This is a genomic window from Streptomyces sp. NPDC005963 (assembly GCF_040638655.1).
Classification (GTDB): Bacteria; Actinomycetota; Actinomycetes; order Streptomycetales; family Streptomycetaceae; genus Streptomyces.
The window spans coordinates 104,428-127,505 of record NZ_JBEXVD010000015.1 but is presented as its reverse complement, the minus strand read 5'-3'; the positions used below and the strand labels follow the sequence as shown (position 1 = coordinate 127,505).

Below are 23,078 nucleotides of genomic sequence, written 5' to 3'. Positions count from 1 at the left end.
TCAACGATATGGAGATGTGATGCCGAAGCCGGACAGCGGCAAGGGCGGTACGGAAGGGAACATACCCAGCGCGCGAACGCCATCGGCTCCCCGCGCGACGGCCGCAGGGACCGAGGCGACCGCCGCGACCACGGCCATGGCGCCGGTGACCGCACCGGCCCCCGACGACACCGCACCCCCCGGCAGCCCGCCGCACGCACCTCCGGGTGCCCCCCGCGCTGCGGCACGACGCGCCGGGCTCCTGTTCACGCTCGTCCTCGGCGGACTCACCGCGCTGCCGCCCCTCTCCATGGACATGTACCTCCCGGCACTTCCCGCCGTCACGGACTCGCTGGCCGCCCCCGCATCGACCGTGCAGCTCACCCTGACCGCCTGCCTGGCCGGCATGGCGCTCGGACAACTCGTCGTCGGACCCATGAGCGACAAGTGGGGGCGCCGCCGTCCGCTGCTCGTCGGGATGCTCGTCTACGTCCTCGCCACCGCGATCTGCGCCTTCGCCCCCTCCGCGGAACTGCTGATCGCCTTCCGGCTCCTCCAGGGCCTCGCGGGCGCGGCGGGCATCGTCATCGCCCGGGCGGTGGTCCGCGATCTGTACGACGGCGTGGAGATGGCCCGCTTCTTCTCCACCCTGATGCTCGTCTCGGGAGCGGCGCCGATCGTCGCGCCCGTGATCGGCAGCCAGGTGCTCCGCTTCACCGACTGGCGCGGGATCTTCGTCGTCCTCACCGCGGTCGGCGTGCTGCTGACGGCGGTGGTCCTGAAGTGGCTGCCGGAGACCCTGCCCCCCGAGCGACGCCACAACGGCGGGGTCGGCCAGGCCCTGCGCACCATGCGCGGACTCCTCGCCGACCGCGTCTTCGCCGGCTACATGCTCACGGGCGGGCTCGCCTTCGCCGTCCTCTTCGCCTACATCTCGGCGTCGCCGTTCGTGGTGCAGGAGATCTACGGAGCCTCCGCACAGACGTTCAGCCTGCTCTTCGGACTGAACGCCGTCGGCCTGATCGTGCTCGGGCAGATCAACGGGCGACTGCTGGTGGGGCGCGTCAGCCTCGACAAGGCGCTGATGTCCGGACTGGCCGTGATCACCCTGGCGGCGGTGGCGCTGCTCCTGCTGACCTCGGGAGTCTTCGGCGAGGTCGGCCTGTTCGCGGTGTCGGCCGGGCTCTTCGTCCTGATGGCCGCCATGGGGCTCGTGCTGCCCAACACGAACGCCCTCGCGCTCAGCCGCACCCCTCATGCGGCGGGCTCGGCGTCCGCGCTCCTCGGTACGTGCTCCTTCCTGGTCGGGGCGGTCGCCTCACCGCTGGTCGGCATCGCGGGGGAAGCGACGGCCGTACCGATGGCCGTGGTGCAGTTGGTCTGTGCCCTGGCCGCGCTGGGCTGCTTCCTGGTGTTGTGCCGGCCCTGGCGTCCGCACGAGAGCGCGACGGTCTGAGCCACCGCACCCCTGTCGCACCCCTGTCGGCACGGGAGCGGCTCAGGGCAGCACGCGGGGATGCCCCACGAGATGCAGCCGGTCCTTGGCGTCCGTCCAGCTGAAGACGCCCACCCCGGCCACATCGGCCAACGGCAGCCGCACCTGCGGGGCCAGCGGCTGGGGCACCGGCCGGGTCACCTCCAACTGCACCGGTATGCCGCCGCCCGCAAGCACATCGGCCGCACTGCGGGCGTGGGTCGCGCCGTAGGCCGTGCCCGTGTCGCCGACGGTCGCCAACAGCAGCTGCCGGGAGCCGTCCGACTCCTCGAAGCAGTGGGCCTTGCGGCGTTCCAGATCGAAGGCGAGGTGGCCCGATACGAGGTACCCGCCCTTCGGCGACACCACGGCACGCGGAAACTCGCCGGGTTCGATCGCGGGCTTATGACAGCGGGTCTGCGCCAGGGGCTTGCCCGTCACGGTGTCGTGCACGGCCCATATCTCGTGCGTCCGCGCGTCCTTGCGCTTCTTCGCCGGCTTCCACTTGGCGAGGAGGAGGCCGGGCGCCACCGAGGTCGGCGTACCCGAGAGGGGGTCCGCGCCCGAGGGGGCCACGTTCTTGCTGTACCAGCCGCCGCGCACCCAGAAGCCGCTCTCACCGCTGAGCAGGAGCCCCTGGTCCGTCACTCCGCGGACCTCGGTGAGCCGGCGACAACCGGTGCAACCCTTGGGGTGGGCGAGCGCGTTCTCCGGGACCCGAGCGGTCTCACCGGTGAGCGGATCGACGACCGCATTGCGGGTGCGGCCGTCGGTGACCAGGATTCCCGGGCCGTTCCCCGACACGGTCGGCGCACCGGACCAGGGGAGTTCGACGCGTCGCCGGGCGCCGGTCGCGGCGTCGTAGATGTCCAGGACGACGAAGGTGTCCGACGTCAGATGGTCCCCGCTCGTCCTGCCGAACGACCAGACCACGAAGAACTCACGGCCGTCCCGGGCGACGGAGAGCAGTCGGGGGAAGCGTCCCGCTCCCGCCTGACCTGGGGTGTCCGTGGCGCCGCGGGCATCCGAAGCGGAGGAGTCGATGGCCGTCGGCGGCTGCCAGGGCTGGCCGCTCCAACCGGGCCGACCGGTCGACACATCGAGCGTACGCACCCGGAACCTGCGCTGCGGAACCCGTTCCAGATGGGCGAGGTGTCCACTCGCCCGGGCATACGCCTGCTCCGGGGAGGCATCCGGGACCTCCCAGCGCTGGGCGGGGGCATAGGCGGCCGGGACGGTGAGCCGTGGGGCCGATGCGGGGGAGGGCCGGGGGGAGGGGCGGTCGGAGGCATCGGCAGCCGACGACCCGTCGTCGCCGCCGCACATGGTCAGTACGAGGAGCAGCGCCACCCCGCCCGCCCCTGCTGCCAGGGCCGTGCGCACGATCCGCCGTCTGGTGCGCCCCTGTGTGCTCATGGATCCCCCGAGAGCGATGCTCACATCCGAGGGCGCCCCGTTGCGCGGCGCCTCACCTCATGGCGGTACCCGCACGCATCCGCGGGCGGATCTCGCATTGCCTGGTCCTGCTCGCGTACTGGTGGTGCCCGTGGGCAACTGGTGCTCACGTTCCGTGTGCGTCAACGGCGGTCAGCGTAGCAACAGCCCCTCCGGGCCGCGCGGTTCGGGACCGAACCCGAGCGATCACCGCGAGCGTCGATGCTCCCGGCCCCCACGGTGGGGGAGCGCTCCGTCGGTTCCGTCGCTCTCCGGCCCGGGCCGCGGCCCGTTCCCCGCGGTGTCAAACGCCTAGAATCACCCGGTGAATGCCACCACCCCCACCGCGGAAGTCCTGCGCGGCGCGCTGGCCGGACTGCTCGACGGGCTGCCGCCCAGCCAGGCCGCACGCGCCGTCGACCGGTTGATCGCCAACTACCGCGGTGCCACCCCCACCGACGCCCCGATCCTCAGGGACCGGTCGGACGTCGCCGCGTACGCCGCCTATCGGATGCCCGCGACCTTCGAGGCCGTTCGCTCGGCGCTGTTCGCGCTGCGGGAGACCACACCGGATTGGGTGCCGGTGACCCACACCGACATCGGAGGTGGCACGGGGGCCGCGAGTTGGGCGGTGGCCGAGGCATGGCAGGACGAGCCGCCCCGCACCACCGTCCTCGACTGGGCCGAGCCCGCGCTCGCTCTGGGGAGGGAGTTGGCGGTGGCGTCCGGAGTGCCGGCGCTGTACGACGCCCAGTGGCAGCGCGCGCGCATCAGCGCGGCGATCTCCATCGAGAGCACCGATCTCGTCACCATGTCGTACGTCCTCAATGAACTGACGCCGCAGGACCGCACGGCCGTCGTCGCGGAAGCCGCACGGAGCGCGCAGGCCGTGGTGATCGTCGAACCCGGCACCCCCGACGGCTACGACCGGATCATCAGCGCCCGGAAGGAACTGGTGGCGGCGGGACTGACGGTCGCGGCGCCCTGTCCGCACAGCGCGACCTGCCCCATCGTCCCGGGCTCGGACTGGTGTCACTTCGCCGCGAGGGTCAGCAGGTCCTCGCTGCACCGCCAGGTCAAGGGCGGTTCGCTGCCCTACGAGGACGAGAAGTTCAGCTATGTGGCCGCGACCCGCTTTCCGCCCCTGCCGGCGCGGGCCCGTATCGTCCGCAAGCCCCAGATCCGCAAGGGCCTGGTGATGCTCGACCTCTGTGAGGAAGAGGGACGCCTGGCCCGGGAGAACGTGGCGAAGCGGCACGGCCCGCTGTATCGAGCCGCCCGCGACGCTTCCTGGGGAGAGCCCTGGCCGCCTGCCGGGGACGATGCCTGACGGCTGCGGCGAAAGGCCCCCGCCCGGACCGTCCCGGCCCGGCGACCGGGACGGCTGTAGGTGTGGCGGTCGCGGTGTTCGCGGTGTTCGCGGTGTTCGCGGCAGCCTCGGCAGCCTTGCCGTCTCCTCGGCTGCCGAGGCGCGCTCAGCTCAGCCGCGTAGCTCCTGGGTGCAGCACTTCACGCTGCCGCCCCCCTTCAACAGCTCACCGAGGTCCATCCCCATGGGCTCGTAGCCCCTGTCCCTGAGCGGCGCGAAGAGTCCGAGCGCCGCTTGCGGCAGCAGCACGTGGCGCCCGTCACTCACCGCGTTGAGCCCCAGCGCCGCCGCGTCCGGTTCCTGGGCGATCAGGGCGTCGGGAAACAGCCGTGCCAGGACCGATCGACTTCCCGGCGAGAAGGCGTCGGGGTAGTACATGACCTCGTCCGCCGCCTCGTCCAGTACGGACAGGGCCGTATCCAGGTGGTAGTAGCGCGGGTCGACCAGATCGAGTCCGATCACCGGGCGGCCGAAGAACTCCTGCGCCTCGTCGTGGGAGAGCGGACTGGATCGGAACCCCCGACCGGCCAGTACGTAGGACGAGGTGACCGCGAAGTCCCCCTCGCCCTCGTTGATGTGCAGGGGCTCATGGATCTCGGTGTAGCCGGCGGACCTGAACCAGTCGAGGTGGGCCACCGCCTCGCCCTCCCGTTCCGGGTGGGCGAACCGGGCACCGAGCACCCGGCCGTCGATGACGGTCGCGCCGTTGGCGGCGTAGACCATGTCCGGCAGCCCCGGCTGGGGCTCCAACAGCTCGACGGTGTGGCCGAGCGCGGTGTAGCGGTCGCGCAGATCCTCCCACTGGGCCAGGGCCAGCTGAAGGTCGACGGGCTTCGCCGGATCCATCCACGGGTTGATGGAGTACGTCACCTTGAAGTGCGTGGGTGGGCACATCAGATAGCGGCGCGGCGAGGCGTCACGAAGCGATGAGCGCAATGAGGGCTCCTCACATACGAGTACGACGGGGAACACGCGGTCTGCGTGTGTGGAGCCATGGTGAGGCCAAATCGGCCATTGCGCTGTGACCTGGTCGACTGCTTCATCGTTTTGTACGGCGCGCCCGACCTCAGTAGATGGAGAAACCTCCGTAAAGTGGCCCGCTCCTGGTACGGCGGGTTCGCGACAATCTGCTGCCCGATGATTCCGTCGATCGAGACGATACGTTTCGGCTTATCTCTTGTAGATTGGTCGCCATGACCGACACCAAGGCGCCTGATTCCAGCCGCCGCAGCGAACGCTCGCGCCGAGCCATCTACGAGGCCGCCCTCGCCCTCGTCACCGAAGTCGGATACGGCCGCACCACCATCGAGGGCATCGCGGCCCGCGCCGGGGTCGGAAAACAGACGATCTACCGCTGGTGGCCTTCGAAGGCCGCCGTGCTCCTCGAAGCCTTCCTCGACCTCGCGGACCAGGCGGCCGACGGGTCCTATGACTTTCCCGACACCGGCGATCTCGAAGCAGACCTCAAGACTGTGCTACGCGCCACGGTGGACGAGATGAACAACCCGGTCTACGAAGGCCCCACCCGCGCCCTGACCGCGGAGGGCATCGTCGACCCTGTCCTCGGCGCCCAATTCGTCGAGAAGCTGCTGGAACCGTCGATCCGCCTCTATGTGCAAAGGCTGCGTTCGGCCGAGGCCGCAGGCGCCCTACGGGCCGGAATCGACCCCCGTACCGCCGTCGAACTCTTTATCGGACCGCTGATGCACCGCTGGCTCCTGCGCACCCTTCCGCTCACCCACGAGTACGCCGACTCCGTCGTGGAGTACGCGCTCAGCGGCCTGGGGCCCCGAGGCTGAAGATCGTCCTCCGGTCCGATCGGGTCGGCGTCCGGATCCCCTGACGGTCCGGATGCCGACCCCCGGTTGGGAACTGTGGCCACCCGCAGAGCAGGATGGTGGGACCATGGTAGAGACCACGTGGGGCGAGCGTGAGGTGTGTGAGGGGATAGATGGGCGACGGTAAAGGTCGTTACAGCGGCACGGAGAACAGGCCCTCCTGGGAGGTCCGGCTGCCACAGTGGCTGCGCCGACGTGCCAAGGACACCGAACCCGACGACTCCGCCCGCGAAGAACTGCTGCTGGCCGTCGCCGATGCGGGGATGCCCCTGGCCCCCGCCGCGTACCCCGTCGCCTACCGATGTTCCTGCGAACGCATCGGCTGTCCCACGCCCGGACGCCACCCCGTCTCCTTCGCGTGGCAGACGCAGTCCACCACCGATCGCGCGCAGATCCAGCGCTGGGCCGAAGGACAGCCCCAGGCCAACTTCATCACCGCGACCGGCATGATCCACGATGTGCTCGACGTCCCCCTCGAAGCCGGCCGCAGCGCCTTGGAACGGCTGCTGGAACAGGGCATCGAGGTCGGCCCCGTCGCCGAGTCCGGTGGGGACGGCGAGCAGGCACGGTCCCTCTTCTTCACCGCCACCCGCGGCACCCCCGAGGACGAGGACGAGTGGTGGCCCTGCGAGCTCGACTGTCGGCCCGAGACCATGGACGAGCACCCGGGGCTGCGCTGGCACTGCCGGGGTAGCTACGTCCTCGTTCCGCCCGCCCGGCTCCCCGGTGACCACGAGGTGTACTGGGTCCGGGGTCCGGAGCTCCCGCTTCCGGACCCGCTGACCCTGCTGGAGACCCTCACCGACGCCTGTGCTCAGTTCATCGGCGAGCACGGTGACGTCGAGCACGAGGCAGCCTGGCCGCTCGGCCGTTGATGCCCCGGTCGCCCCGGGCCGGTGGTCCGCCCTTCGGCCTGGCGCGACCGCGCCTCGCTGCTCTCCGCACCGTGGCGCACGGTGCGCGACCGGGGGCAGACACTCCCTAGGAGCCCTTGGCCGACGTCAGACCCGTCAGCCGCCCCAGCACCTTGACCTTCCCCCCGTTGAGCCCGCTGCTCGCAGCGGGCACCCACACCGCCTGGCTGGAGATCCGCTCCTTCGTCAGCGACGTCTTCACATCCCCGCTGAGCAGCGCCTTCACATCCGGATGGACCTCGATCCGCACGCCCCGCGCCATGGTCTCGCGCTCGAAGTTGCGGACCGTGAAGAAGACCAGCGCCCCGCCACCCCTGGTCGCCAGCGCCAGCGGTCCGTAATCACCGCTGTTCAGCGGCTGGTCGATGTACTGCCGCGTCCGACCGGGCTGATTGGCCTCCTTCGCCCGCGTGGTGCGCCACCCCGATGTGTGGGGACCGGCCTCGAAGTGGTCGGGCTTGCCGGTCTGGGTGTACGAGGCGTACTCCTGGCTCAGATCGCGCGGCACCCGGGCGAGCGCGGGACTGTCCGGCGCGATCACCTCGGCGAAGCCGTCCTGGTCCGTCTCCAGGGCGGGGATGCGGTCGGGCGAGAGGATCGTCAAGTACGCGGCCTGCCAGACGTCCTGGGGCGCGTTGCGGAGGAAGACGAGCACCCAACGGTTGTCAGCCGGGCCCCTGTCCTTGTCGCGGTTCGAGTCGGCGTCGGCCAGGAAGAACCGCGGCCAACCGGCCTTCTTCGGAATGGTGAACCGGGCGTCCGTCAACTCCAGGGGCACGTGCTGCGGATTGCCGTCGGGGTAGTTGACGCTGCGCGACTTGATGCCCGCCTGGTTGATGGCGCCCAGCGCACCGGTGACGCGCTGCGCCGCCTTCGCCGGTTCGTACGCCTTGTCCGCGGCGTTGTAGGCGTCAGTGAACTCCTTGAGCGCCTCGGCCGCTTCCTCCGCCGTCGCCGTCGGTACGACCTCGCGCTCCCCGTGCACGGTCACGCACCCGCTCGCCGTGAAGGCCAGCGCCGTCACCGCCACCACCGCCCGATGGAACCGCTGAGCCCTCTGCGCCCGGCTCCCGTGCGGCCCGCCCACCCGAATCGGCCTTCTCATCGGCTGCACTCTCCTTGCCCCCCACTGACCGTCCGAACCCTACCGGGGTCAGGAACAGCACGAGTGCCGGGACCAGATAGAGCGCCCACACCGTGATCTGAAGGCCCGTGGGCGCCGGCTCGAAGCCCAACACCCCCCGTAACAGGGCCCCGTACCAACTCTCGGAGGGAATCGAGCCGCCCACGTCGAAGACCGCGTCCGGTACTCCGTCCGAGAGGTGGGCGCGCTGGAGGTGGCCCACTCCCTTCGACGACATCCCGGCGGCCAGGACCAGGAGGGCGACTCCGATCCGGCGCACGGCACGGGACCGGTCGACCCGCTGTGCGATCCGCCAGCACGCCCACACGACGAGCGCCGCCGTGGCGATGCCGAGCAGGAGGACGGTGAGCGGGCCGTCGCTGCCGTGGCCGTCGGATGCGGCCCGTACCGAGGACCAGAAGAACAGGGCGGCCGTCAGGCCCTCGTGGGAGACCGCGAGGGCCGCCGTGCTCGCCAGTGCCCCCGACCGGAAACCGCGCCCGCGCCCGGGTACACCCGGGGCGAGCGGCTGTCGCATCCGCAGCACCACCCAACCGACGAGCGCGGCGGCGGCGATCGACAGGAATCCGCCGAACACCCCCTCGGCCCGCGGTGTCAGCTCCCGCGGCCCGTATTCGAGTACCGAGCCGAACCCGAGCGTCAACGACGCGGCAGCAGCAGCCGCGAGCAGTACGGACGGCAGTGCGGCGCGTCGTCCGCTGTGGACGGCGAGGGCGACGAGCAGCGTGGCGACCAACCCCGCCTCCAGCCCCGATTGCAGTCCCATCACATAGGTGCCGTACACGTCCTCCCCCTCCGCTCATCGGGGACCACCTGCCCGCCCCGTGCCTTCCTGTCCTACGAGACGGCGAGTTCCCCACGGGGGTTCTCCTACGCACGGGTCGGTCGGAACGGCCGTATTCAGACGGAGCGGGCGGAGTGCGTCGGGGTGCGGCGGCCCGCGCCGGGCATCGGGCGGTGCACGGACCGTACGGGGGCGGCGCCCTGGATGTCCTCCTGCCTCGGGCGTATGTGCGCGGACGGCAGCCGACACCGGGGCACGCCCCGCCCTTTCGGTGCGGGCCGTGCCCCCTGCGGACGGCGGCCGGGTCAGTCCGTGCGTCGGGGCAGCACCACGGGAGCCCCCGAGCGCGGATGGGCGAACACCTCGACGGGCTGCCGGTACACCCGGCTGAGCAACTCGTCCTGGAAGACCTCCGCCGGTGCGCCCTCCGCCGCGATGCGCCCTTCGTGGAGCACCGCGACCCGGTCCGCATAGGCGGCGGCCAGGCCCAGATCGTGGAGGACCACGACCACGGCGTCCCCCGCCGCGGCCCGATCGCGGCAGATGCGGAGCACCAACTCCTGGTGGCGCAGGTCGAGTGCGGCGGTCGGCTCGTCGAGGAGCAGCAGCGCAGTGCGCTGGGCCAGCACCCTGGCCAGGGCGACCCGTGCGCGCTCACCGCCCGAGAGGGCGGAGTACGGCCGATGGGCGAACTCGCCGGTCTCGGTGGCGGCCATCGCCTCGGCGACCGCCGTGTCGTCCTCGTCCTCCAGTGCCGTGCCGGCCCAGGGTGCTCGTCCCATCCGTACGACGTCCGCCACCGGGAAGGGGAAGGAGAGCGCCGTGGACTGGGGGAGCACCGACCGGCGCAGGGCCAGTTCGGGGGCGCTCCACGAGCCGGCGGGTCGGTCACCGATCCACACGGACCCCCGGTCGGCGGGGAGGTCCGCGGCGAGTGCGCCGAACAGCGTCGACTTTCCAGCGCCGTTGGGCCCCACCAGCGCCAGCACCTCGCCCGCCCGTGCGGACAGGTCGATTCCGGCGAGGACCGGGCGCCCGCCCAGATGGACGTGCACGTCCTCCGCGCGGGCCAGCACGCTCCCGGGGGCGGGGCGCTCGGGCAACTCCCGGCTGCGTACGCCGAAGAGACTCGTCACGGCCCTCATGCCCAACCACCTTGCTTGCGACGGGTCCTGCGCAGCAGCCAGAAGAAGAACGGGCTGCCGAAGAGTGCGGTGAGCACGCCGAGCGGCAGTTCGGCGGGCTCGGCGACGGTTCGGGCGGCGAGATCGCCCACGGCGAGCACCAGCGCACCGCCCAGTGCGCTGCCCGGGATCAGGAAGCGGTGCCCGGGGCCGTGGACCATCCGCAGCAGATGCGGAACGAGCAACCCGACGAAGGTGATGATTCCGGCGACCGCCACGGCGGACGCGGTGAGCAGGGCGACGGCCAGGACCAGTGCGATGCGCAGCCGCTCCACGTCGACGCCCAGGTGCCGTGCCGGCCGCTCGCCGAGGGCGAGCAGATCGAGCTTGCGCGCGTAGAACGGCGCGATGAACAACCCCAGGAGTGCGCAGGGCAGTACGGCGAGCACCTTGGGCCAGGTCGCCTGTGAGAGGGATCCGAGCTGCCAGAACGTGATCTGGGTGATCTGGGCGTTGTCGGCGAAGAAGATGAAGAGGCCGATCAGGGCGCCGGCGAAGGCGTTGACGGCGATTCCGGTCAGGATGAGGGTGACGACCTCGGTCTTCCCGCCGGAGCGGGAGAGCACATAGACGAGGAGGACGGTCACGAGCCCGGCGACGAAGGCGCAGGCGGTGATGGTCCAGTTGCCGAAGAAGCTCAGGCCGAGCGCGATGGAGGCGACGGCTCCGACGGCGGCGCCTGCGGAGATGCCGATGACTCCCGGTTCGGCGAGCGGATTGCCGAACACGCCCTGCATCAGGGCTCCGGCGCAGCCGAGTGATGCACCGACGAGCAGGGCGAGGACGACGCGCGGCAGCCGCACGTTCCACAGGACGCTCTCGCCGACCCGGTCGAGGGGGGTGCCCCCGAGCCCGATGCGGTGCTGTGCCGATGCGATGACGTCGCCGATGGGGATGTCATAGGCGCCGTAGCCGGCGGAGACGAGCGATACGACGAAGAGGGCGCCGACGAGCCCCGCCGTGAGCAGGAACGCGGTGGAGCGCGAGCCCTTGGCGGCGGGGCCCTGCGGTGCGGCGGCGGTCGACTCCTTCGCCGGCTTGGCGAGGTCGACGGCCGGCGCTGGGGCCGGGGCCGCGTTCGGTGCGGAAGGGTGGTCCGTCCCGGGGTTCGGGGCGGAGGGCTTGCGGGGCACGTTCTCGGCCGGGGACGCGGGTTCCGTTTCTGTCGCCATGGTCATGCGCCGTTCGCGTAGAGCTGGTCGACCAGGGACTTGAGCACCTGGTCCGTCCGCGGGCCGTAGTTCAGCATGACGCCGTCGGGGATGGACACCACCCTGCGGTCCATTCCGGCCGGGGTCTGGGCGACGCCGGGGATCTTGACGAGGCCGTCGATGCCGCCGACCGAGTCGAGCCCCTTGGACATGACGAGGATCGCATCGGGAGCCGCCTTGGCCAGGGCTTCGCTGGTGATCGCGGTGAAGTCCTTCTTCAGCCCGGACTCCTTCCCCGCGTCCACCGCTCCGGCGGCCTCCAACAGCGACGACGCCCCCGAGTCGCTGCCGCCCAGGAGGTAGACGGAGGCCGAGCCGCGCAGATAGAGGAAGGCGACCCGGGGCTTCTCGCCGTCCGCCGGCCGGGGGATGTCCTTCTGGACGGCGGCGATGCGCGCCTCGGTGCGCTCCTTCAACTCGGTACCGGATGCGGGTATGCCGAGGGTCCGGGCGACGGCGTCGATGCGGGTGCCGACGTCGGCGAGTTCTTTGGCGGTCTTCACGACCACCAGCGGAATGCCGGCGTCACGAATCTGCTGAATGGATTCAGCAGGTCCGGAGACGGTCTCGGCCAACACGACCGTCGGCTTCAGGGACAAGACGCTCTCGGCGGAGACGTCATGGCCGCGGGTGACGACCGGAAGGTCCTTCGCCTCCTCGAAGGTGGCCGTGACATCGCGGGCGACGACCTGCTTTCCGAGGCCGAGACTGAAGACGATCTCGTTCAGCGAACCGGTCAGCGGCACGATGCGCTCGCCCGAGGTGATGGTGACCTTGCTCCCATCGGCCGAATCGACCGTCACCGGGTAGACGGGCTTGGCTTCGGCGGCCACGGGCTCGACGCGATCGGGGGCCACGGATGGCTTCGACTTCCCCTCTGCGGAAGGCGAAGCGGAATCACCACCGCAGCCGCTCGCCGTGACCGCGATGGCGAGGGCGGCAAGAGCCGCACCCACCAGGCGAAATCTGTGCGTCGAGCGCACCGAGCGCGACTTGGCCTGTGAGAGCACCGGGAGCACCGTCCTGTCGTTCTGCTGCATCAGGGCGAGGGCAGTTGCCCTCTGGGGTCTTCCCCGATCCGACAGCCGTGCGTGAATCGGACCGAGAGGCCATAACCGGAATGCAAGGGGCTACCGGTACAGGCCGGACATAGCTTAGGTTAGCCTTACCTCGGTCTGCCAGACCGGTGCAGGCTTCGGACTTCTCGGGAGGGGTATTTCCATGCCGTCGTGTCGACCGATGCGCGCCTTCGCCGTCGCGCTTCTCGCGGCCCTGCTCGGAGCCCTGCTCCCGGCCGGCGCCGCTCATGCGGCGGATCGCACGGTCCAGGGCGGCAGGCTCGACTGGGGCATCAAGTCCTCCTTCCAGAGCTATGTCACCGGCCCCATCGCGGGCGGAAGTTGGCGGTTGACCTCCGGAGCCGCGACCGTGGGCGGCAGCAACTTCCGCTTCCACTCCGCCAAGGGGACCTACGACCCCGCCACCGGCTCCTTCGAGGCACGCTTCACGGGCGGAGTCCACTTCACCGGCCACCGCAAGCCGTCCGGCGGCAATGAACTCGACCTGGCGATCAGCCGTCCCACCGTCAAGATCTCCGGCGGTCGCGGCACGCTCCACGTGGACATGGTGAGCAAGGCCAGGGGCAGCGGCAAGGTGACCTCCGCCAACCAGGTCCCCTTCGCCTCCCTCAACCTCGGCGGCATCAACATGAAGGGCGGCTCCAGCCCGATCGGGCTGAACGGCATCCCCGCCACCCTGACCACGCAGGGCGCCAAGGCCTTCGAGGGCTACTACACGGCGGGCACCCCGCTGGACCCGATCAGCCTCAGCGTCGACGTCCTCGCCGCACCGGCCGCGCCCAAGAAGACGACGAAGCCCGCCACCAAGCCCGCCGCCAAGCCCAAGGCGACACAGCAGGCCGGTGCGCTCCAGGACGCGGCCGTGGACTGGGGCGTGCGCCGCACCTTCCGCGAGTACGTCACCGGCGACATCGCCCAGGGCAAGTGGACCCTGACCGGCGGCGCGCAGGACGGTGGAGCCCTCTTCCGCTTCCCCCAGGGCAAGGGCACCTACGACGCCAAGACCCAGACCCTGGACGCTGCCTTCGCAGGAGCCGTTCGCTTCACCGGCGAACACCTCGATCTGACCCTCAGCCAGGTGCAGGCGACGGTCAAGGCGGGCCGCGGCACCCTGATCGCCGATGTCGTCAGCGCGGGCAAGACGGAGAAGGCCGTCCCCCTCATCACCTTCGCGGCCAAGGACTTCGCTCCCAAGAGCGGCCTCGCCGCACTCACCGAGGCCCCCGCGACCCTCACCGCCGGCGGTGCCAAGGCGTTCGGCGGCATGTACCAGGCCGGCACCGACATGGACCCGATCTCACTCGCCGTCACCGTGGACAAGAAGGCACAACTGCCCGCACTGCCGGACCTCGGCACCGCGGTGGAGCCGACGCCCACGCAGACCGAGCAGAAGGACGACCCCAAGCCCTCGTCCGCAGCGGCGGCCCCCGCCGCCAGTTCGACCGACTCGTCATCCCCCACTGGGGTGTACGTCGCGGTGGGAGCCGGAGTGCTCCTCCTCGTGGCGCTCGCCCTGATCGTCGTGCGCCGACGTCGTACGACCCAGAACTGATACCCGGAACCCCGTAGTCCCCCGGAACCCCCCGGAGTCTAGGAGTAGTCCCCATGCCAGCCTCTCGCCGTCCCCTCGCCCTGGCCGCCGCCGCGGCCACCGCGGCAGCCCTCGGTGCCACCGCCCTCGCCCTGCCCGCCGTCGCGGCCGGTTCGTCCGGTTCGGCCAAAGCCGCCCCCGCGGCCGGTGCTCCGACGATCGACCTAAAGGACGGCACGCTGGACTGGGGCTTCAAGGAGTCCTTCCGCACCTACGTGGCCGGTGGCGGCAAGATCGAGGTCGCGGGCGGCGCCAAGCAGGCTGCGGGCAACGGCCCGTTCACCTTCACCAACGGCAAGGGCATCTACGACACGTCCACCCACGCCACCAACACGGCGTTCGACGGCAGCGTGCTCTTCACGTCGGCCCACTTCACGATCAAGCTCTCGGACGTGCGGGTCATCACCGACCGCACGAGCGGCTCGATCCAGGCCGACATCACCTTCAACGGCGCGCTCGACAACGACGTGGCCCTCGCCAAGCTCGACATGACCAAGGTGCGCCCCGGTCAGGGCGAGGGCGGCGCGATGCTGTTCAAGGACATACCGGCGACGATCACCGCCGCGGGCGCGAAGGCGTTCCGCTACAAGGAGGGTGACGTGCTCGACTCCGCCACCCTCTCCGTGAAGTCGGAGGGCGGCGGCCGTCCCTCGCCCTCCCCGTCGACCTCGTCGAAGCCGCCCGTCACCGAGCCGTCTCCGTCCACGTCGTCGAAGCCGCCAGTCACCGAGCCGACTCCGTCAGCATCCACGTCCACCAAGCCGACGCAGCCCAGCGGCGAGCCGTCGACGTCGACCGAACCGACGGCACCCGCCGGCGAGGGGGAGATCGTCGACGGCAACCTCGACTGGGGTGTGAAGGAGCGCTTCCGCGAGTACGTGACGGGCCCGATCGCCCACGGCAAGGTCGAACTGGCCGCCGGAGCCAAGAAGAACGGCGACATCTACCGCTTCCCGAAGGCGAAGGGCACCTTCGACGCCAAGACGAACTCCCTCGCGGCCTCCTTCGACGGCAGCGTGCGCTTCCTCGGCCATCTCACCGATGGTGCGTACCTCCTGGACCTGCGCCTCAGCGGTCTGGAGGTCAAGGTGAACGGCACCCAGGGCAGCCTGATCGCCGATGTCTCCACCACGAGTCGTGCCAAGGGCTCGGAGGGCAAGAAGCTCACCTATAAGGATCTGAAGTTCGCCACGGTCGCGATCCCCTCGGGTGGGCTCAAGGCCACGAACAACGTGGTCAAGCTCACCGGAGCCGCGACCACGCTGACCGCCGACGGCGTGAAGGCGTTCGACGGCATGTACAAGGCGGGCGACGATTTCGACCCGCTCTCGCTGGCGGTCTCCCTCACCGAGGGCGCTGAACTGCCCAGCACATCCGGTGGCGGCTCGACCGGTGGTTCCACGGGCGGTTCCGGTACGTCGACGGGCGGCGGCACCACGGGCGGTGACGCAGGCGGTTCCGTCGGCGGCGGTTCGGTCGGCGGTTCGGTCGGGGACTCCGGAGCCCTCGCCTCCACCGGCTCCGACATTCCGACGGTCGGCCTGATCGCCGCTGCCGCGGGTGTCGCGGCGGCCGGTGCCGGTGTGGTCTTCGCCGTACGCCGCCGTGAGTCGGCCAACCAGTCCTGACCTGCTGGGACAGTAGGAATCGGGCCTCCACCGTGGCGCAGTTGCAGCGCCCCGGTGGAGGCCCGGGGCCGTTCCGGGGCGCGCGAGCCTGCGAGAACCGAACGAGAGACACCAGCTCGCCTTTGACGCCGTCCGGCATCTTTTGCGCACTCCGTACTGCCTTGTGGGTACGGATACGAGTCGTTGTCGCCTTGCAATCGCGGTATCGCGCTGCGGCGGCGCATCGGGTGCTTGAATGCCGGAGTGAACGAACGCGATGTGCACGACGTACTTGACGTGCTCCATGTCTTCTGCGGTGCCGACGGACGGAACGGAAACGCGCTCGGAGTGGTGCGCGACCCCCGGGTCTGCCCCGACCGGACGTCACGTCAGGCGCTCGCCGCCGAACTCGGTTTCAGCGAGACGGTGTTCGTCGACGACCCGGAGCGCGGAGTCGTGGACATCTACACCCCGAGCACGCGGCTGCCCTTCGCCGGACACCCCCTCGTCGGTGTGGCCTGGCTGCTGGACCTGGAGGCCCTCAGCCCGCCCGCGGGCGAGGTGTGGGCGCGCAGCGACGGCGAGTTCACCTGGATCACCGCCCGCGCCGAGTGGGCGCCGCCGCGCCTCATCGAGCAGTACGCCTCGGCCGACGAGGTGGACGCGCTGCCCACCCCGCCGCCGGGCGAGGGATGGCTCTACGCCTGGGCGTGGGAGGACGAGGCGGCCGGCCGGGTGCGAGCCCGGGCCTTTCCCCGGCGCGGTGACGGCATCGTCGAGGACGAGGCCACCGGAGCGGCGGCCCTGCTGCTGACCGACCAACTCGGCCGGGCCCTGAACATCACCCAGGGCAGGGGCTCGCAGATCCTCACCGCTCCCGGTCCTGACGGCGAGATCGAGATCGGCGGTCGGGTGCGGCTGGAGGCCCTGGCACCGCCGGCGCCCATCCCGGCCGCGGTACTGGCGCAGCCCGCCCCTTCGCCGGTGCGGATCCGCATGGCCCCGATCAAGCGGGACGCCGGCTCACGTCCCCGGTTGGTCCCCTACACCCTGCGCTCCGAGGTGATGACGCCCGGAGAGTCGTGACACCGGGCGGACGCTCGGGAACTGCACACTCGGATTCTGCTCGCTCGGGTACTGCTCGGCCGGGTGCTGCACGCTCGGGCCCATGACGCAGGGGGCGGTCGCCGGATACCGGCGACCGCCCCTTCTCGCGTTCGGTGCTCAGGCGCTGAGCGGGAACTCCGAGCCCAGCTCGCGGAAGACCGCGCCGTTGAAGTCGAAGGCGCGCTTGCACTCGTCGATGATGCGCTGCTTCTCCAGGTCGTCGGCGTTCACCGCGTCCAGCATTTCGCGGTAGCCCCGCTTGAAGGCGGCGGGGTTGGAGATGCCTTCGAAGACGTAGAACCGTACGCCGTCGCCCTTGCGGGCGAAGCCCCAGGTCTTCTCCGCGCGGTCCCGGATGATCTGGCCGCCGGAGAGGTCACCCAGATAGCGGGTGTAGTGGTGGGCGACGTAGCCCGCGGGCCAGGTCCTCGCGCACTCGGCGACCCGGGCGGCGTACGCCGCGGTCGCCGGCAGGGGTGAGGCCGTCTCCCGCCAGTCGGCGCCCCGCATGTGCTCCAGGTCGCGCTCCAGTTCGGCGGTGCGGAAGAGCTCCGGCTGGATGAAGGGCCCCGCCACCGGGTCGTCCTTCAGCGTTTCGGCGGCCTCCTCCAGCGCCCGGTACACGAACCACAGCTGTTCGGTGTACCGCGCATAGGCGTCCACGCCCAGCTGACCCCCCATGAGGTCGCTCATGAAGGAGGAGGTCTCTGCCTCGGTGTGCTGCTCGTGCGAGGCGACGCGGATGAGCGTGGAGAAGGGAGTGCCGGTGGCGGTGGCGTCCAAGGCGGACCTCCAGGAACAGGTGACGGAGAAGTGCGGAGGGCATCAGCGCATGGCTGCTACCGCCACCGATCATCCTACTTAGGTAAACCTAAGTCAATGGTTTCCCGACGAGCTGTCGGTAAAAATTTCACCTATGGCCCGGCTCAGGGCAGGGTGAGGATCTCCGCTCCGGCGTCCGTCACCACCAGGGTGTGCTCGAACTGGGCCGAGCGCTTGCGGTCCTTGGTCACCACGGTCCAGCCGTCGTCCCACATGTCGTGCTCGTATGTCCCGAGGGTCAGCATGGGTTCGATGGTGAAGGTCATGCCGGTCTGGATGACCGTGGTGGCGTGGGCGGCGTCGTAGTGGGGCACGATGAGGCCCGAGTGGAACGCGGTGTTGATCCCGTGTCCGGTGAAGTCCCGGACCACGCCATAGCCGAATCGTTTCGCATAGGACTCGATCACTCGGCCGATGACATTGATCTGACGCCCCGGCTTGACCGCCTTGATGGCCCGATTAAGCGATTCGCGGGTGCGTTCCACCAGGAGCCGTGACTCCTCGTCGACGTCACCGCAGAAATAGGTGGCGTTGTTGTCTCCGTGCACCCCGTGGATGAACGCCGTGACGTCGAGGTTCACGATGTCCCCGTCGCGCAGGACGGTGGAGTCGGGGATGCCGTGGCAGATGACCTCGTTGACCGAGGTGCACAGGGACTTCGGAAAGCCCCGGTAGCCGAGCGTCGAGGGGTAGGCGCCGTGGTCACAGAGGAATTCGTGCGCGACCCGGTCGAGTTCGTCGGTGGTCACACCGGGGGCGATGTGACGGGCTGCCTCCGCCATCGCCTGCGCTGCGATGCGGCCGGCGATGCGCATCCGCTCGACCGTGTCGGAGTCCTGCACCTCCGGGCCGGTGTACGGGGTCGGCGCCTCCTTCCCGACGTACTCGGGACGGCGGATCGCAGCGGGCACGGGACGGGTGGGGGAGAGCTCGCCGGGTACGAGCAGTGACTGGCCAGACATGTCAGCGAGTCTAACCAGGGGTGGTGGGGCAGCATGGCGACAAGGGACGGGCGCCCACGCATGGGAATCCATTGCCGTGGCACGAGAGATTGCACGAGAGAGGGGAGCCGCTGATGGCTCTGTTCAAGAGGCGTACGGTCGGCAAGGCGGGGGAGTGGTTCTACTGCCTGGAGCACAAGAAGGTCGAAGAAGGCCCCGAGTGTCCGGCGAAGAACCGTTTCGGCCCTTATGAGACCCGCGCAGAGGCGGAACGCGCGATGGACACCGCACGGGAGCGCAACCTCGAATGGGAGAACGACCCGAAATGGCATGACGGCGACCGCGGCACCGGAGGCGGATCGGCTTCCTGAGCCCATCGCCCCGAAGATCGGTTCGCTGCCACGAAGGCGGGGAGCCACCCGGCCACGGCCGCCCCCGCAGGGCACCTTCCGTCCCGTTCCGTCCGGCGCACGGTGATCGCCAGCCGTGTGCCGGACGGGCCGGGCCCGTGACGGTTCGACCCATGAAACGGGCCGGGCGCAGCCGTCACGGCTGCGCCGCGGCCTCCTGCTGGGCCCGGCGGCGCAGCGCGTCCTCATCGGTGTCCGCGTCGTACCGCACCAGGCGGGGCAGCATCGCCGTGAGCAACCCCACGCCCGCCAGACAGAGCAGCCCCCCGCCCCAGAACGCGGACCGGGTGCCCGTCCACCCCGCCATCGCGCCAGCCCGGACCTGACCGAACTGCGGACCGACGCTGTACGACAGCACCTCAATCCCCGCCAGTCGCCCCCGCAACTCCTCGGGGATCGTCTGGTTCCAGATCGTGGAGCGACCCAAGCCGCTGAGGGTGTCGCCCGCCCCCGCGACCGCGAGGCACAGCAGCACCAGCCAGACGTTGCCCACCCAGCCGGCCACCGTGATGGCCAGGCCCCAGACCGCGGCGCCGCAGATGACCAACAGGCCGTGCCGGCGGACCCGCGAGGTCCAACCGCTGGTCGCGCTCAGGAGTGCCGAGCCGACCGCGAGTGCCGTGTACATCAGCCCCAACGACCACTCGGCATCGAGTTCGTCCGCGAGGAACGGGAAGATCGCGAGCGGGAAGGCGAAGATCATCGCAACGAGATCGACTGCGTACGTACCCAGGAGCACCGGCCGTGACCACGCATAGCGCGCACCCTCCGCTATGCCCCGCAGCGAGGGCTTCTCCGCGTCGTGCGCCGCGGGCGCAGGTCTGAGCCGCAGACACAGCAGTACGGAGGCTCCGTAGCCGGCGATCGTCACCCCGTAGGCCGTGGCCGGGCCGGCGTACGCCACGATCACACCCGCCGCCGAAGGTCCCGCGATTCCGCCGAGTTGCCAGCGCAGGGTGTTCAACACCGCAGCCGCGGTCTGCTGGTCGTGCGGCACGATGCGGGCCATCATCGAGTCCAACGCCGGGCGCTGGAGCCCGGCGAGGGCGGAGACCCCGGCAGCGACCCCGTACAGCGGCCACAGCATCGGGTCCGGCAGGAGCGCGTTCACCAGCAGGACGGAGGCGAGCAGTCCCAGACCGGCCTCGGTGGCGAGGATGAGCGTGCGTCGGTCGAAGTAGTCCGCGAGGGCGCCGCCGTACAGCCCGAAGACGATCAAGGGGATCAGCTCGACCGCGCCCATCGCGCCCACGGCCAGCGGGGAACCCGTCATCTCCTTGATCTGGAGCGGTAGCGCCACCATGGCCATGGTGCTGCCGAAGAAGGTGACGAGACCCTGCACCCACAGCAGTCGGAAGTCGCGCGAGGAGTGCCAGGGGGAGAAGTCCGGGGTTACCGCCGAAAGCTTGGAAGCCACAACTAACCATCGTCCAGGTCGTCGATGACCCTCAGCAAGCGAGTTTTCCGCTGTGCCTCACCAGCGGGCGGGCGGGGGAGTGGTCAACTGGTCCGCCAGTCGGGAGAGCCGATCGCGGAACTGCCGCTTGCCGCGCGCCGTGGGCACGCTGTTCTCGCCCGCGGCCGCGCTCACCAGATGCTGCACGGTGTCCATGTCGATGTGCATGTCTGCGGCCGCGTCGATGGTGCCGTCCGCGCCCGTGCTCTGGGCGTTGGCCTCGACCGTCAGCGTCTCGTGCGCCAGCCCCGCGACCTCCGGGTTCCCACCGTCCAGGGCCAGCACCGTGGCTCCCGCCCGCCGGGCGTCGTACACCCGCTCCAGTAGATCGGCCTCCGGATGTCCGGGCGTGACCAGGAGCAGCGTCTCACCGCGGCGGGTGGCCTCCAGTCGGCCGAGACCGACCGCCAGATGTGCCGGGTCGTCCGGTCGCACCTGATGGCGGACCAGCGTCGGAGTGAGCTCCGGCAACCCCGACCAGGCCGCCTCGTCCACCAGATGGGCGGCCAGGTGCCAGGGCTCGTACTCGGCGGTGCCCACCAGGAGGAGGCCGCCGCCCCGCGGCACCACGGAGGTCCGCAGGATCCCGCCGAACCGTCGGGTTGCGGCGGGCCACTTCGTACCCGCGAGGACTTCACGCAGCAGGGCGACTCGTACGGCATCCATGGCCCCAGATCATGAAGGACACATGACACGGCAGTCAGTCCGATACTCCCGGTTCACCCGTTCGAGAGGAACTACTTGCGAGTAGGGTCGGATCATGACTTCGACGAACTCCGCGAGCACCCCCACGAGCACCCCCGCGAACGCAGACGGTTCCGCAGGCCCGGCCGTCAAGCCCGCTGCCAAGGACCCCTGGGACCTCCCGGACGTCTCCGACCTGGTGGTCGGCGTCCTCGGTGGAACCGGTGACCAGGGTCGTGGCCTCGCCTACCGGCTGGCCAAGGCCGGCCAGAAGGTGATCATCGGTTCCCGGGCCGCCGAACGCGCCCAGAAGGCCGCCGTCGAACTCGGTCTGGGGATCGAGGGCGCGGACAACGCCGAATGCGCCCGGCGCAGCGATGTCGTGATCGTGGCCGTGCCCTGGGACGGACACGCCAAGACCCTGGAATCGCTGCGTGATGAACTCGCCGGCAAGCTCGTCGTCGACTGCGTCAACCCGCTCGGCTTCGACAAGAAGGGCGCCTACGCCCTCAAGCCCGAGGAGGGCAGCGCCGCCGAGCAGGCCGCCGTCCTCCTGCCCGACTCACGGGTCACCGCGGCCTTCCACCACCTGTCCGCCGTACTGCTCCAGGACGCCTCCATCGAGGAGATCGACACCGATGTGATGGTGCTCGGCGAGTCCCGTGCGGACACCGACCTGGTGCAGGCCCTGGCCGGCCGCATCCCCGGGTTGCGTGGGGTCTTCGCCGGCCGGCTGCGCAATGCCCACCAGGTCGAGTCGCTGGTGGCCAACCTGATCTCCGTCAACCGCCGCTACAAGGCGCACGCAGGGCTGCGCGTCACCGACGTGTGAGCCGGTTCGGGGCATGGGGGACACTGTGGGGGACGGTCGAACCCCCCGACAGGAGCCTCACCCCATGCCCCGCCTCGCCCTCTTCGCCCTCGCTGTCTGTGTGCTCGCCGTGGTGGCGGCCGTGGTCTCCTTCACCCAGGGCCTGTGGATCGGTGTTGTCTGGATCCTGCTCGCGGGACTCGCGTCCAACATGACCTGGTACTACTTCCGCAAGGCCAAGATCGAGGCGCACCGGGCCGCGACCACCGACTGACACGCACCGCTGCCCGTTCCCGAACGGGCCACGGCCATCGGCGCCGTCACGTCACTCGTTGACGAAGGACTCGCAGAACTCATTGGTCCCCTGCCAGAAGCGGTAGTACTCCAGCCCGCAGTCCGACTCCAGCCCGCCGACCCCGAGCCCGCGCAGCACCGCGTCGACCCCGTCGAAGAAGAAGTGGTTGACCTCGGGGATGAACAGCAGCGCGAACACGGCGAGCAGCCCGAAGGGCGCGAACGGCTCCACCTGCCGACGGATCTTGTACGAGAGCCAGGGCTCGATCACCCCGTAGCCGTCCAGCCCCGGCACCGGCAGCGAGTTCAAGATGGCCGCCGTCACCTGGAGCAGGGCGAGGAACGCCAACGCGTACCGGAACACCATCGGCACGCCGTCCAGCGCGTCCAACCAGAACGGCGCCGTGCAGACGACGGCGAACAGCACATTGGTCAGCGGCCCCGCGGCCGAGATCGCGCTGTGCTTCCACCGCCCCCGGATGCTGCCGCGCTCGATGAAGACCGCGCCACCGGGCAGACCGATGCCACCCATGATCACGAACAGCACCGGGAGCACGATGCTCAGCAGTGCATGGGTGTAGGCGAGGGGGTTGAGCGTCAGATATCCCTTGGCGCCGATCGAGAGGTCTCCGCTGTGCAGGGCGGTGCGCGCATGGGCGTACTCGTGCAGACAGAGCGAGACGATCCACGCCGAGGTGACGAAGAGGAAGACCGCGAGCCCGACCGTCGCCGCGTAGTCCGTCCACACCGCCCAGCCGCTCACCGCCATCACGGCGACGATCCCGAGGAAGACCGGGCTGATGCGCCGGTCGCTGTGGCGTGAGGCGGCAGTGGGCATGGGGCGACTCCGAGGGCCGTGGAGCTGACGTGTGCTGACCGACCGTACAACCGGTGAGTCGGGAACGACCGGCGGGTGCGGGTCGGTTCCTGGTGAGCGGGCGGTCG

The 23,078-nt window shown here is 70.3% G+C and carries 22 protein-coding genes; 10 read left to right on the top strand and 12 right to left on the bottom strand.

Annotated features, from left to right (window positions below):
* Nucleotides 1-19: 19 nt before the first annotated feature.
* Nucleotides 20-1,435: a Bcr/CflA family multidrug efflux MFS transporter gene (locus ABZ348_RS20885; RefSeq protein ID WP_358935128.1), complete on the top strand. Its 1,416-nt coding sequence runs from the start codon at nt 20-22 to the stop codon at nt 1,433-1,435.
* A gap of 42 nt (nt 1,436-1,477) precedes the next feature.
* Here ABZ348_RS20885 and ABZ348_RS20880 read toward each other — a convergent pair whose 3' ends face one another.
* A complete protein-coding gene (locus tag ABZ348_RS20880) occupies nt 1,478-2,869 on the bottom strand; it encodes a hypothetical protein (RefSeq protein ID WP_358935126.1) in 1,392 nt (463 codons plus the stop codon).
* 343 nt (nt 2,870-3,212) lie between these two features.
* Between ABZ348_RS20880 and ABZ348_RS20875 the strand changes: the two genes are divergently transcribed.
* Nucleotides 3,213-4,217, top strand: coding sequence for a small ribosomal subunit Rsm22 family protein (locus tag ABZ348_RS20875; RefSeq protein ID WP_358935124.1), 1,005 nt, complete (start codon nt 3,213-3,215; stop codon nt 4,215-4,217).
* Nucleotides 4,218-4,367: 150 nt separating this feature from the next.
* On the opposite strand, the gene ddaH is transcribed toward ABZ348_RS20875, so the two are convergent.
* Nucleotides 4,368-5,192: a dimethylargininase gene (gene ddaH, locus ABZ348_RS20870; protein ID WP_358935123.1), complete on the bottom strand. Its 825-nt coding sequence runs from the start codon at nt 5,190-5,192 to the stop codon at nt 4,368-4,370.
* A gap of 257 nt (nt 5,193-5,449) precedes the next feature.
* On the opposite strand from ddaH, the gene ABZ348_RS20865 reads away from it, so the two are divergent.
* Together ABZ348_RS20865 and ABZ348_RS20860 are read left to right on the top strand one after the other, a co-directional pair.
* Entirely contained in the window at nt 5,450-6,055 is a 606-nt protein-coding gene (locus ABZ348_RS20865) for a TetR/AcrR family transcriptional regulator (RefSeq protein WP_358935121.1), read from the top strand.
* Between the two features lie 152 nt (nt 6,056-6,207).
* Complete coding sequence (locus tag ABZ348_RS20860; RefSeq protein WP_358935119.1) at nt 6,208-6,969, top strand: bifunctional DNA primase/polymerase; 762 nt, start codon at nt 6,208-6,210, stop codon at nt 6,967-6,969.
* A 106-nt stretch (nt 6,970-7,075) separates the two neighbouring features.
* On the opposite strand, the gene ABZ348_RS20855 is transcribed toward ABZ348_RS20860, so the two are convergent.
* The 5 genes from ABZ348_RS20855 to ABZ348_RS20835 all read right to left on the bottom strand — a co-directional run bounded on the left by ABZ348_RS20855 (nt 7,076) and on the right by ABZ348_RS20835 (nt 12,371).
* A complete protein-coding gene (locus tag ABZ348_RS20855; RefSeq protein ID WP_358935118.1) occupies nt 7,076-7,999 on the bottom strand; it encodes a hypothetical protein in 924 nt (307 codons plus the stop codon).
* The gene (locus tag ABZ348_RS20850; RefSeq protein WP_358935116.1) at nt 7,920-8,936 is read right to left on the bottom strand and encodes an FTR1 family protein; all 1,017 of its coding nucleotides are present in this window, start codon (nt 8,934-8,936) and stop codon (nt 7,920-7,922) included. Before ABZ348_RS20850 ends, ABZ348_RS20855 begins: the two co-directional genes overlap by 80 nt.
* Before the next feature lie 305 nt (nt 8,937-9,241).
* Complete coding sequence (locus tag ABZ348_RS20845) at nt 9,242-10,081, bottom strand: heme ABC transporter ATP-binding protein (RefSeq protein ID WP_358935114.1); 840 nt, start codon at nt 10,079-10,081, stop codon at nt 9,242-9,244.
* Nucleotides 10,078-11,292, bottom strand: a complete 1,215-nt coding sequence (locus tag ABZ348_RS20840; protein WP_358935112.1) for an iron ABC transporter permease — start codon at nt 11,290-11,292, stop codon at nt 10,078-10,080. Before ABZ348_RS20840 ends, ABZ348_RS20845 begins: the two co-directional genes overlap by 4 nt.
* Nucleotides 11,293-11,294: 2 nt before the next feature.
* Nucleotides 11,295-12,371, bottom strand: a complete 1,077-nt coding sequence (locus tag ABZ348_RS20835) for an ABC transporter substrate-binding protein (protein ID WP_358935110.1) — start codon at nt 12,369-12,371, stop codon at nt 11,295-11,297.
* A 181-nt stretch (nt 12,372-12,552) separates the two neighbouring features.
* On the opposite strand from ABZ348_RS20835, the gene ABZ348_RS20830 reads away from it, so the two are divergent.
* The 3 genes from ABZ348_RS20830 (at nt 12,553) to ABZ348_RS20820 (ending at nt 16,694) form a co-directional block, all read left to right on the top strand.
* Nucleotides 12,553-13,962, top strand: coding sequence for an HtaA domain-containing protein (locus tag ABZ348_RS20830; RefSeq protein WP_358935108.1), 1,410 nt, complete (start codon nt 12,553-12,555; stop codon nt 13,960-13,962).
* A 53-nt stretch (nt 13,963-14,015) separates the two neighbouring features.
* Nucleotides 14,016-15,629, top strand: coding sequence for an HtaA domain-containing protein (locus ABZ348_RS20825; protein ID WP_358935106.1), 1,614 nt, complete (start codon nt 14,016-14,018; stop codon nt 15,627-15,629).
* A gap of 243 nt (nt 15,630-15,872) precedes the next feature.
* Nucleotides 15,873-16,694: a PhzF family phenazine biosynthesis protein gene (locus ABZ348_RS20820; protein WP_358935104.1), complete on the top strand. Its 822-nt coding sequence runs from the start codon at nt 15,873-15,875 to the stop codon at nt 16,692-16,694.
* 138 nt (nt 16,695-16,832) lie between these two features.
* Here ABZ348_RS20820 and ABZ348_RS20815 read toward each other — a convergent pair whose 3' ends face one another.
* Both ABZ348_RS20815 and map read right to left on the bottom strand, forming a co-directional pair.
* Entirely contained in the window at nt 16,833-17,498 is a 666-nt protein-coding gene (locus ABZ348_RS20815; RefSeq protein ID WP_358935102.1) for a biliverdin-producing heme oxygenase, read from the bottom strand.
* A gap of 143 nt (nt 17,499-17,641) precedes the next feature.
* Complete coding sequence (gene map, locus ABZ348_RS20810) at nt 17,642-18,499, bottom strand: type I methionyl aminopeptidase (RefSeq protein ID WP_358935100.1); 858 nt, start codon at nt 18,497-18,499, stop codon at nt 17,642-17,644.
* A 113-nt stretch (nt 18,500-18,612) separates the two neighbouring features.
* Here map and ABZ348_RS20805 point away from each other — a divergent pair, with 113 nt between their 5' ends.
* On the top strand, nt 18,613-18,849 hold the full coding sequence (locus tag ABZ348_RS20805) for a hypothetical protein (protein ID WP_358935099.1): 237 nt from the start codon (nt 18,613-18,615) through the stop codon (nt 18,847-18,849).
* A gap of 175 nt (nt 18,850-19,024) precedes the next feature.
* Here the strand turns inward: ABZ348_RS20805 and ABZ348_RS20800 are convergent, their stop codons facing one another.
* Nucleotides 19,025-20,305 carry an MFS transporter gene (locus tag ABZ348_RS20800; RefSeq protein WP_358935097.1) on the bottom strand — a complete coding sequence of 427 codons (1,281 nt, stop codon included), beginning with the start codon at nt 20,303-20,305 and terminating at the stop codon, nt 19,025-19,027.
* A gap of 57 nt (nt 20,306-20,362) precedes the next feature.
* Nucleotides 20,363-21,010, bottom strand: a complete 648-nt coding sequence (locus ABZ348_RS20795; protein WP_358935095.1) for a hypothetical protein — start codon at nt 21,008-21,010, stop codon at nt 20,363-20,365.
* A 94-nt stretch (nt 21,011-21,104) separates the two neighbouring features.
* Here ABZ348_RS20795 and npdG point away from each other — a divergent pair, with 94 nt between their 5' ends.
* Together npdG and ABZ348_RS20785 are read left to right on the top strand one after the other, a co-directional pair.
* Nucleotides 21,105-21,860, top strand: a complete 756-nt coding sequence (gene npdG / locus ABZ348_RS20790; protein ID WP_358935093.1) for an NADPH-dependent F420 reductase — start codon at nt 21,105-21,107, stop codon at nt 21,858-21,860.
* 13 nt (nt 21,861-21,873) lie between these two features.
* Nucleotides 21,874-22,113 carry a hypothetical protein gene (locus ABZ348_RS20785; protein WP_358935091.1) on the top strand — a complete coding sequence of 80 codons (240 nt, stop codon included), beginning with the start codon at nt 21,874-21,876 and terminating at the stop codon, nt 22,111-22,113.
* Between the two features lie 51 nt (nt 22,114-22,164).
* On the opposite strand, the gene ABZ348_RS20780 is transcribed toward ABZ348_RS20785, so the two are convergent.
* Entirely contained in the window at nt 22,165-22,971 is an 807-nt protein-coding gene (locus ABZ348_RS20780; protein WP_358935089.1) for a site-2 protease family protein, read from the bottom strand.
* Between the last annotated feature and the right edge of the window lie 107 nt (nt 22,972-23,078).

What these genes read in the sequence shown, in the direction of transcription:
- ABZ348_RS20845 (WP_358935114.1), bottom strand. Translation starts at nt 10,081, where the DNA reads ATGAGGGCCGTGACGAGTCTCTTCGGCGTACGCAGCCGGGAGTTGCCC.
- ABZ348_RS20880 (WP_358935126.1), bottom strand. Translation starts at nt 2,869, where the DNA reads ATGAGCACACAGGGGCGCACCAGACGGCGGATCGTGCGCACGGCCCTG.
- ABZ348_RS20830 (WP_358935108.1), top strand. Translation starts at nt 12,553, where the DNA reads ATGCCGTCGTGTCGACCGATGCGCGCCTTCGCCGTCGCGCTTCTCGCG.
- ABZ348_RS20860 (WP_358935119.1), top strand. Translation starts at nt 6,208, where the DNA reads ATGGGCGACGGTAAAGGTCGTTACAGCGGCACGGAGAACAGGCCCTCC.
- ABZ348_RS20805 (WP_358935099.1), top strand. Translation starts at nt 18,613, where the DNA reads ATGGCTCTGTTCAAGAGGCGTACGGTCGGCAAGGCGGGGGAGTGGTTC.
- ABZ348_RS20795 (WP_358935095.1), bottom strand. Translation starts at nt 21,010, where the DNA reads ATGGATGCCGTACGAGTCGCCCTGCTGCGTGAAGTCCTCGCGGGTACG.
- ABZ348_RS20885 (WP_358935128.1), top strand. Translation starts at nt 20, where the DNA reads ATGCCGAAGCCGGACAGCGGCAAGGGCGGTACGGAAGGGAACATACCC.
- ABZ348_RS20835 (WP_358935110.1), bottom strand. Translation starts at nt 12,371, where the DNA reads ATGCAGCAGAACGACAGGACGGTGCTCCCGGTGCTCTCACAGGCCAAG.
- ABZ348_RS20780 (WP_358935089.1), bottom strand. Translation starts at nt 22,971, where the DNA reads ATGCCCACTGCCGCCTCACGCCACAGCGACCGGCGCATCAGCCCGGTC.
- map (WP_358935100.1), bottom strand. Translation starts at nt 18,499, where the DNA reads ATGTCTGGCCAGTCACTGCTCGTACCCGGCGAGCTCTCCCCCACCCGT.
- ABZ348_RS20825 (WP_358935106.1), top strand. Translation starts at nt 14,016, where the DNA reads ATGCCAGCCTCTCGCCGTCCCCTCGCCCTGGCCGCCGCCGCGGCCACC.
- ABZ348_RS20785 (WP_358935091.1), top strand. Translation starts at nt 21,874, where the DNA reads ATGGGGGACACTGTGGGGGACGGTCGAACCCCCCGACAGGAGCCTCAC.
- ABZ348_RS20865 (WP_358935121.1), top strand. Translation starts at nt 5,450, where the DNA reads ATGACCGACACCAAGGCGCCTGATTCCAGCCGCCGCAGCGAACGCTCG.
- ABZ348_RS20840 (WP_358935112.1), bottom strand. Translation starts at nt 11,292, where the DNA reads ATGGCGACAGAAACGGAACCCGCGTCCCCGGCCGAGAACGTGCCCCGC.
- npdG (WP_358935093.1), top strand. Translation starts at nt 21,105, where the DNA reads ATGACTTCGACGAACTCCGCGAGCACCCCCACGAGCACCCCCGCGAAC.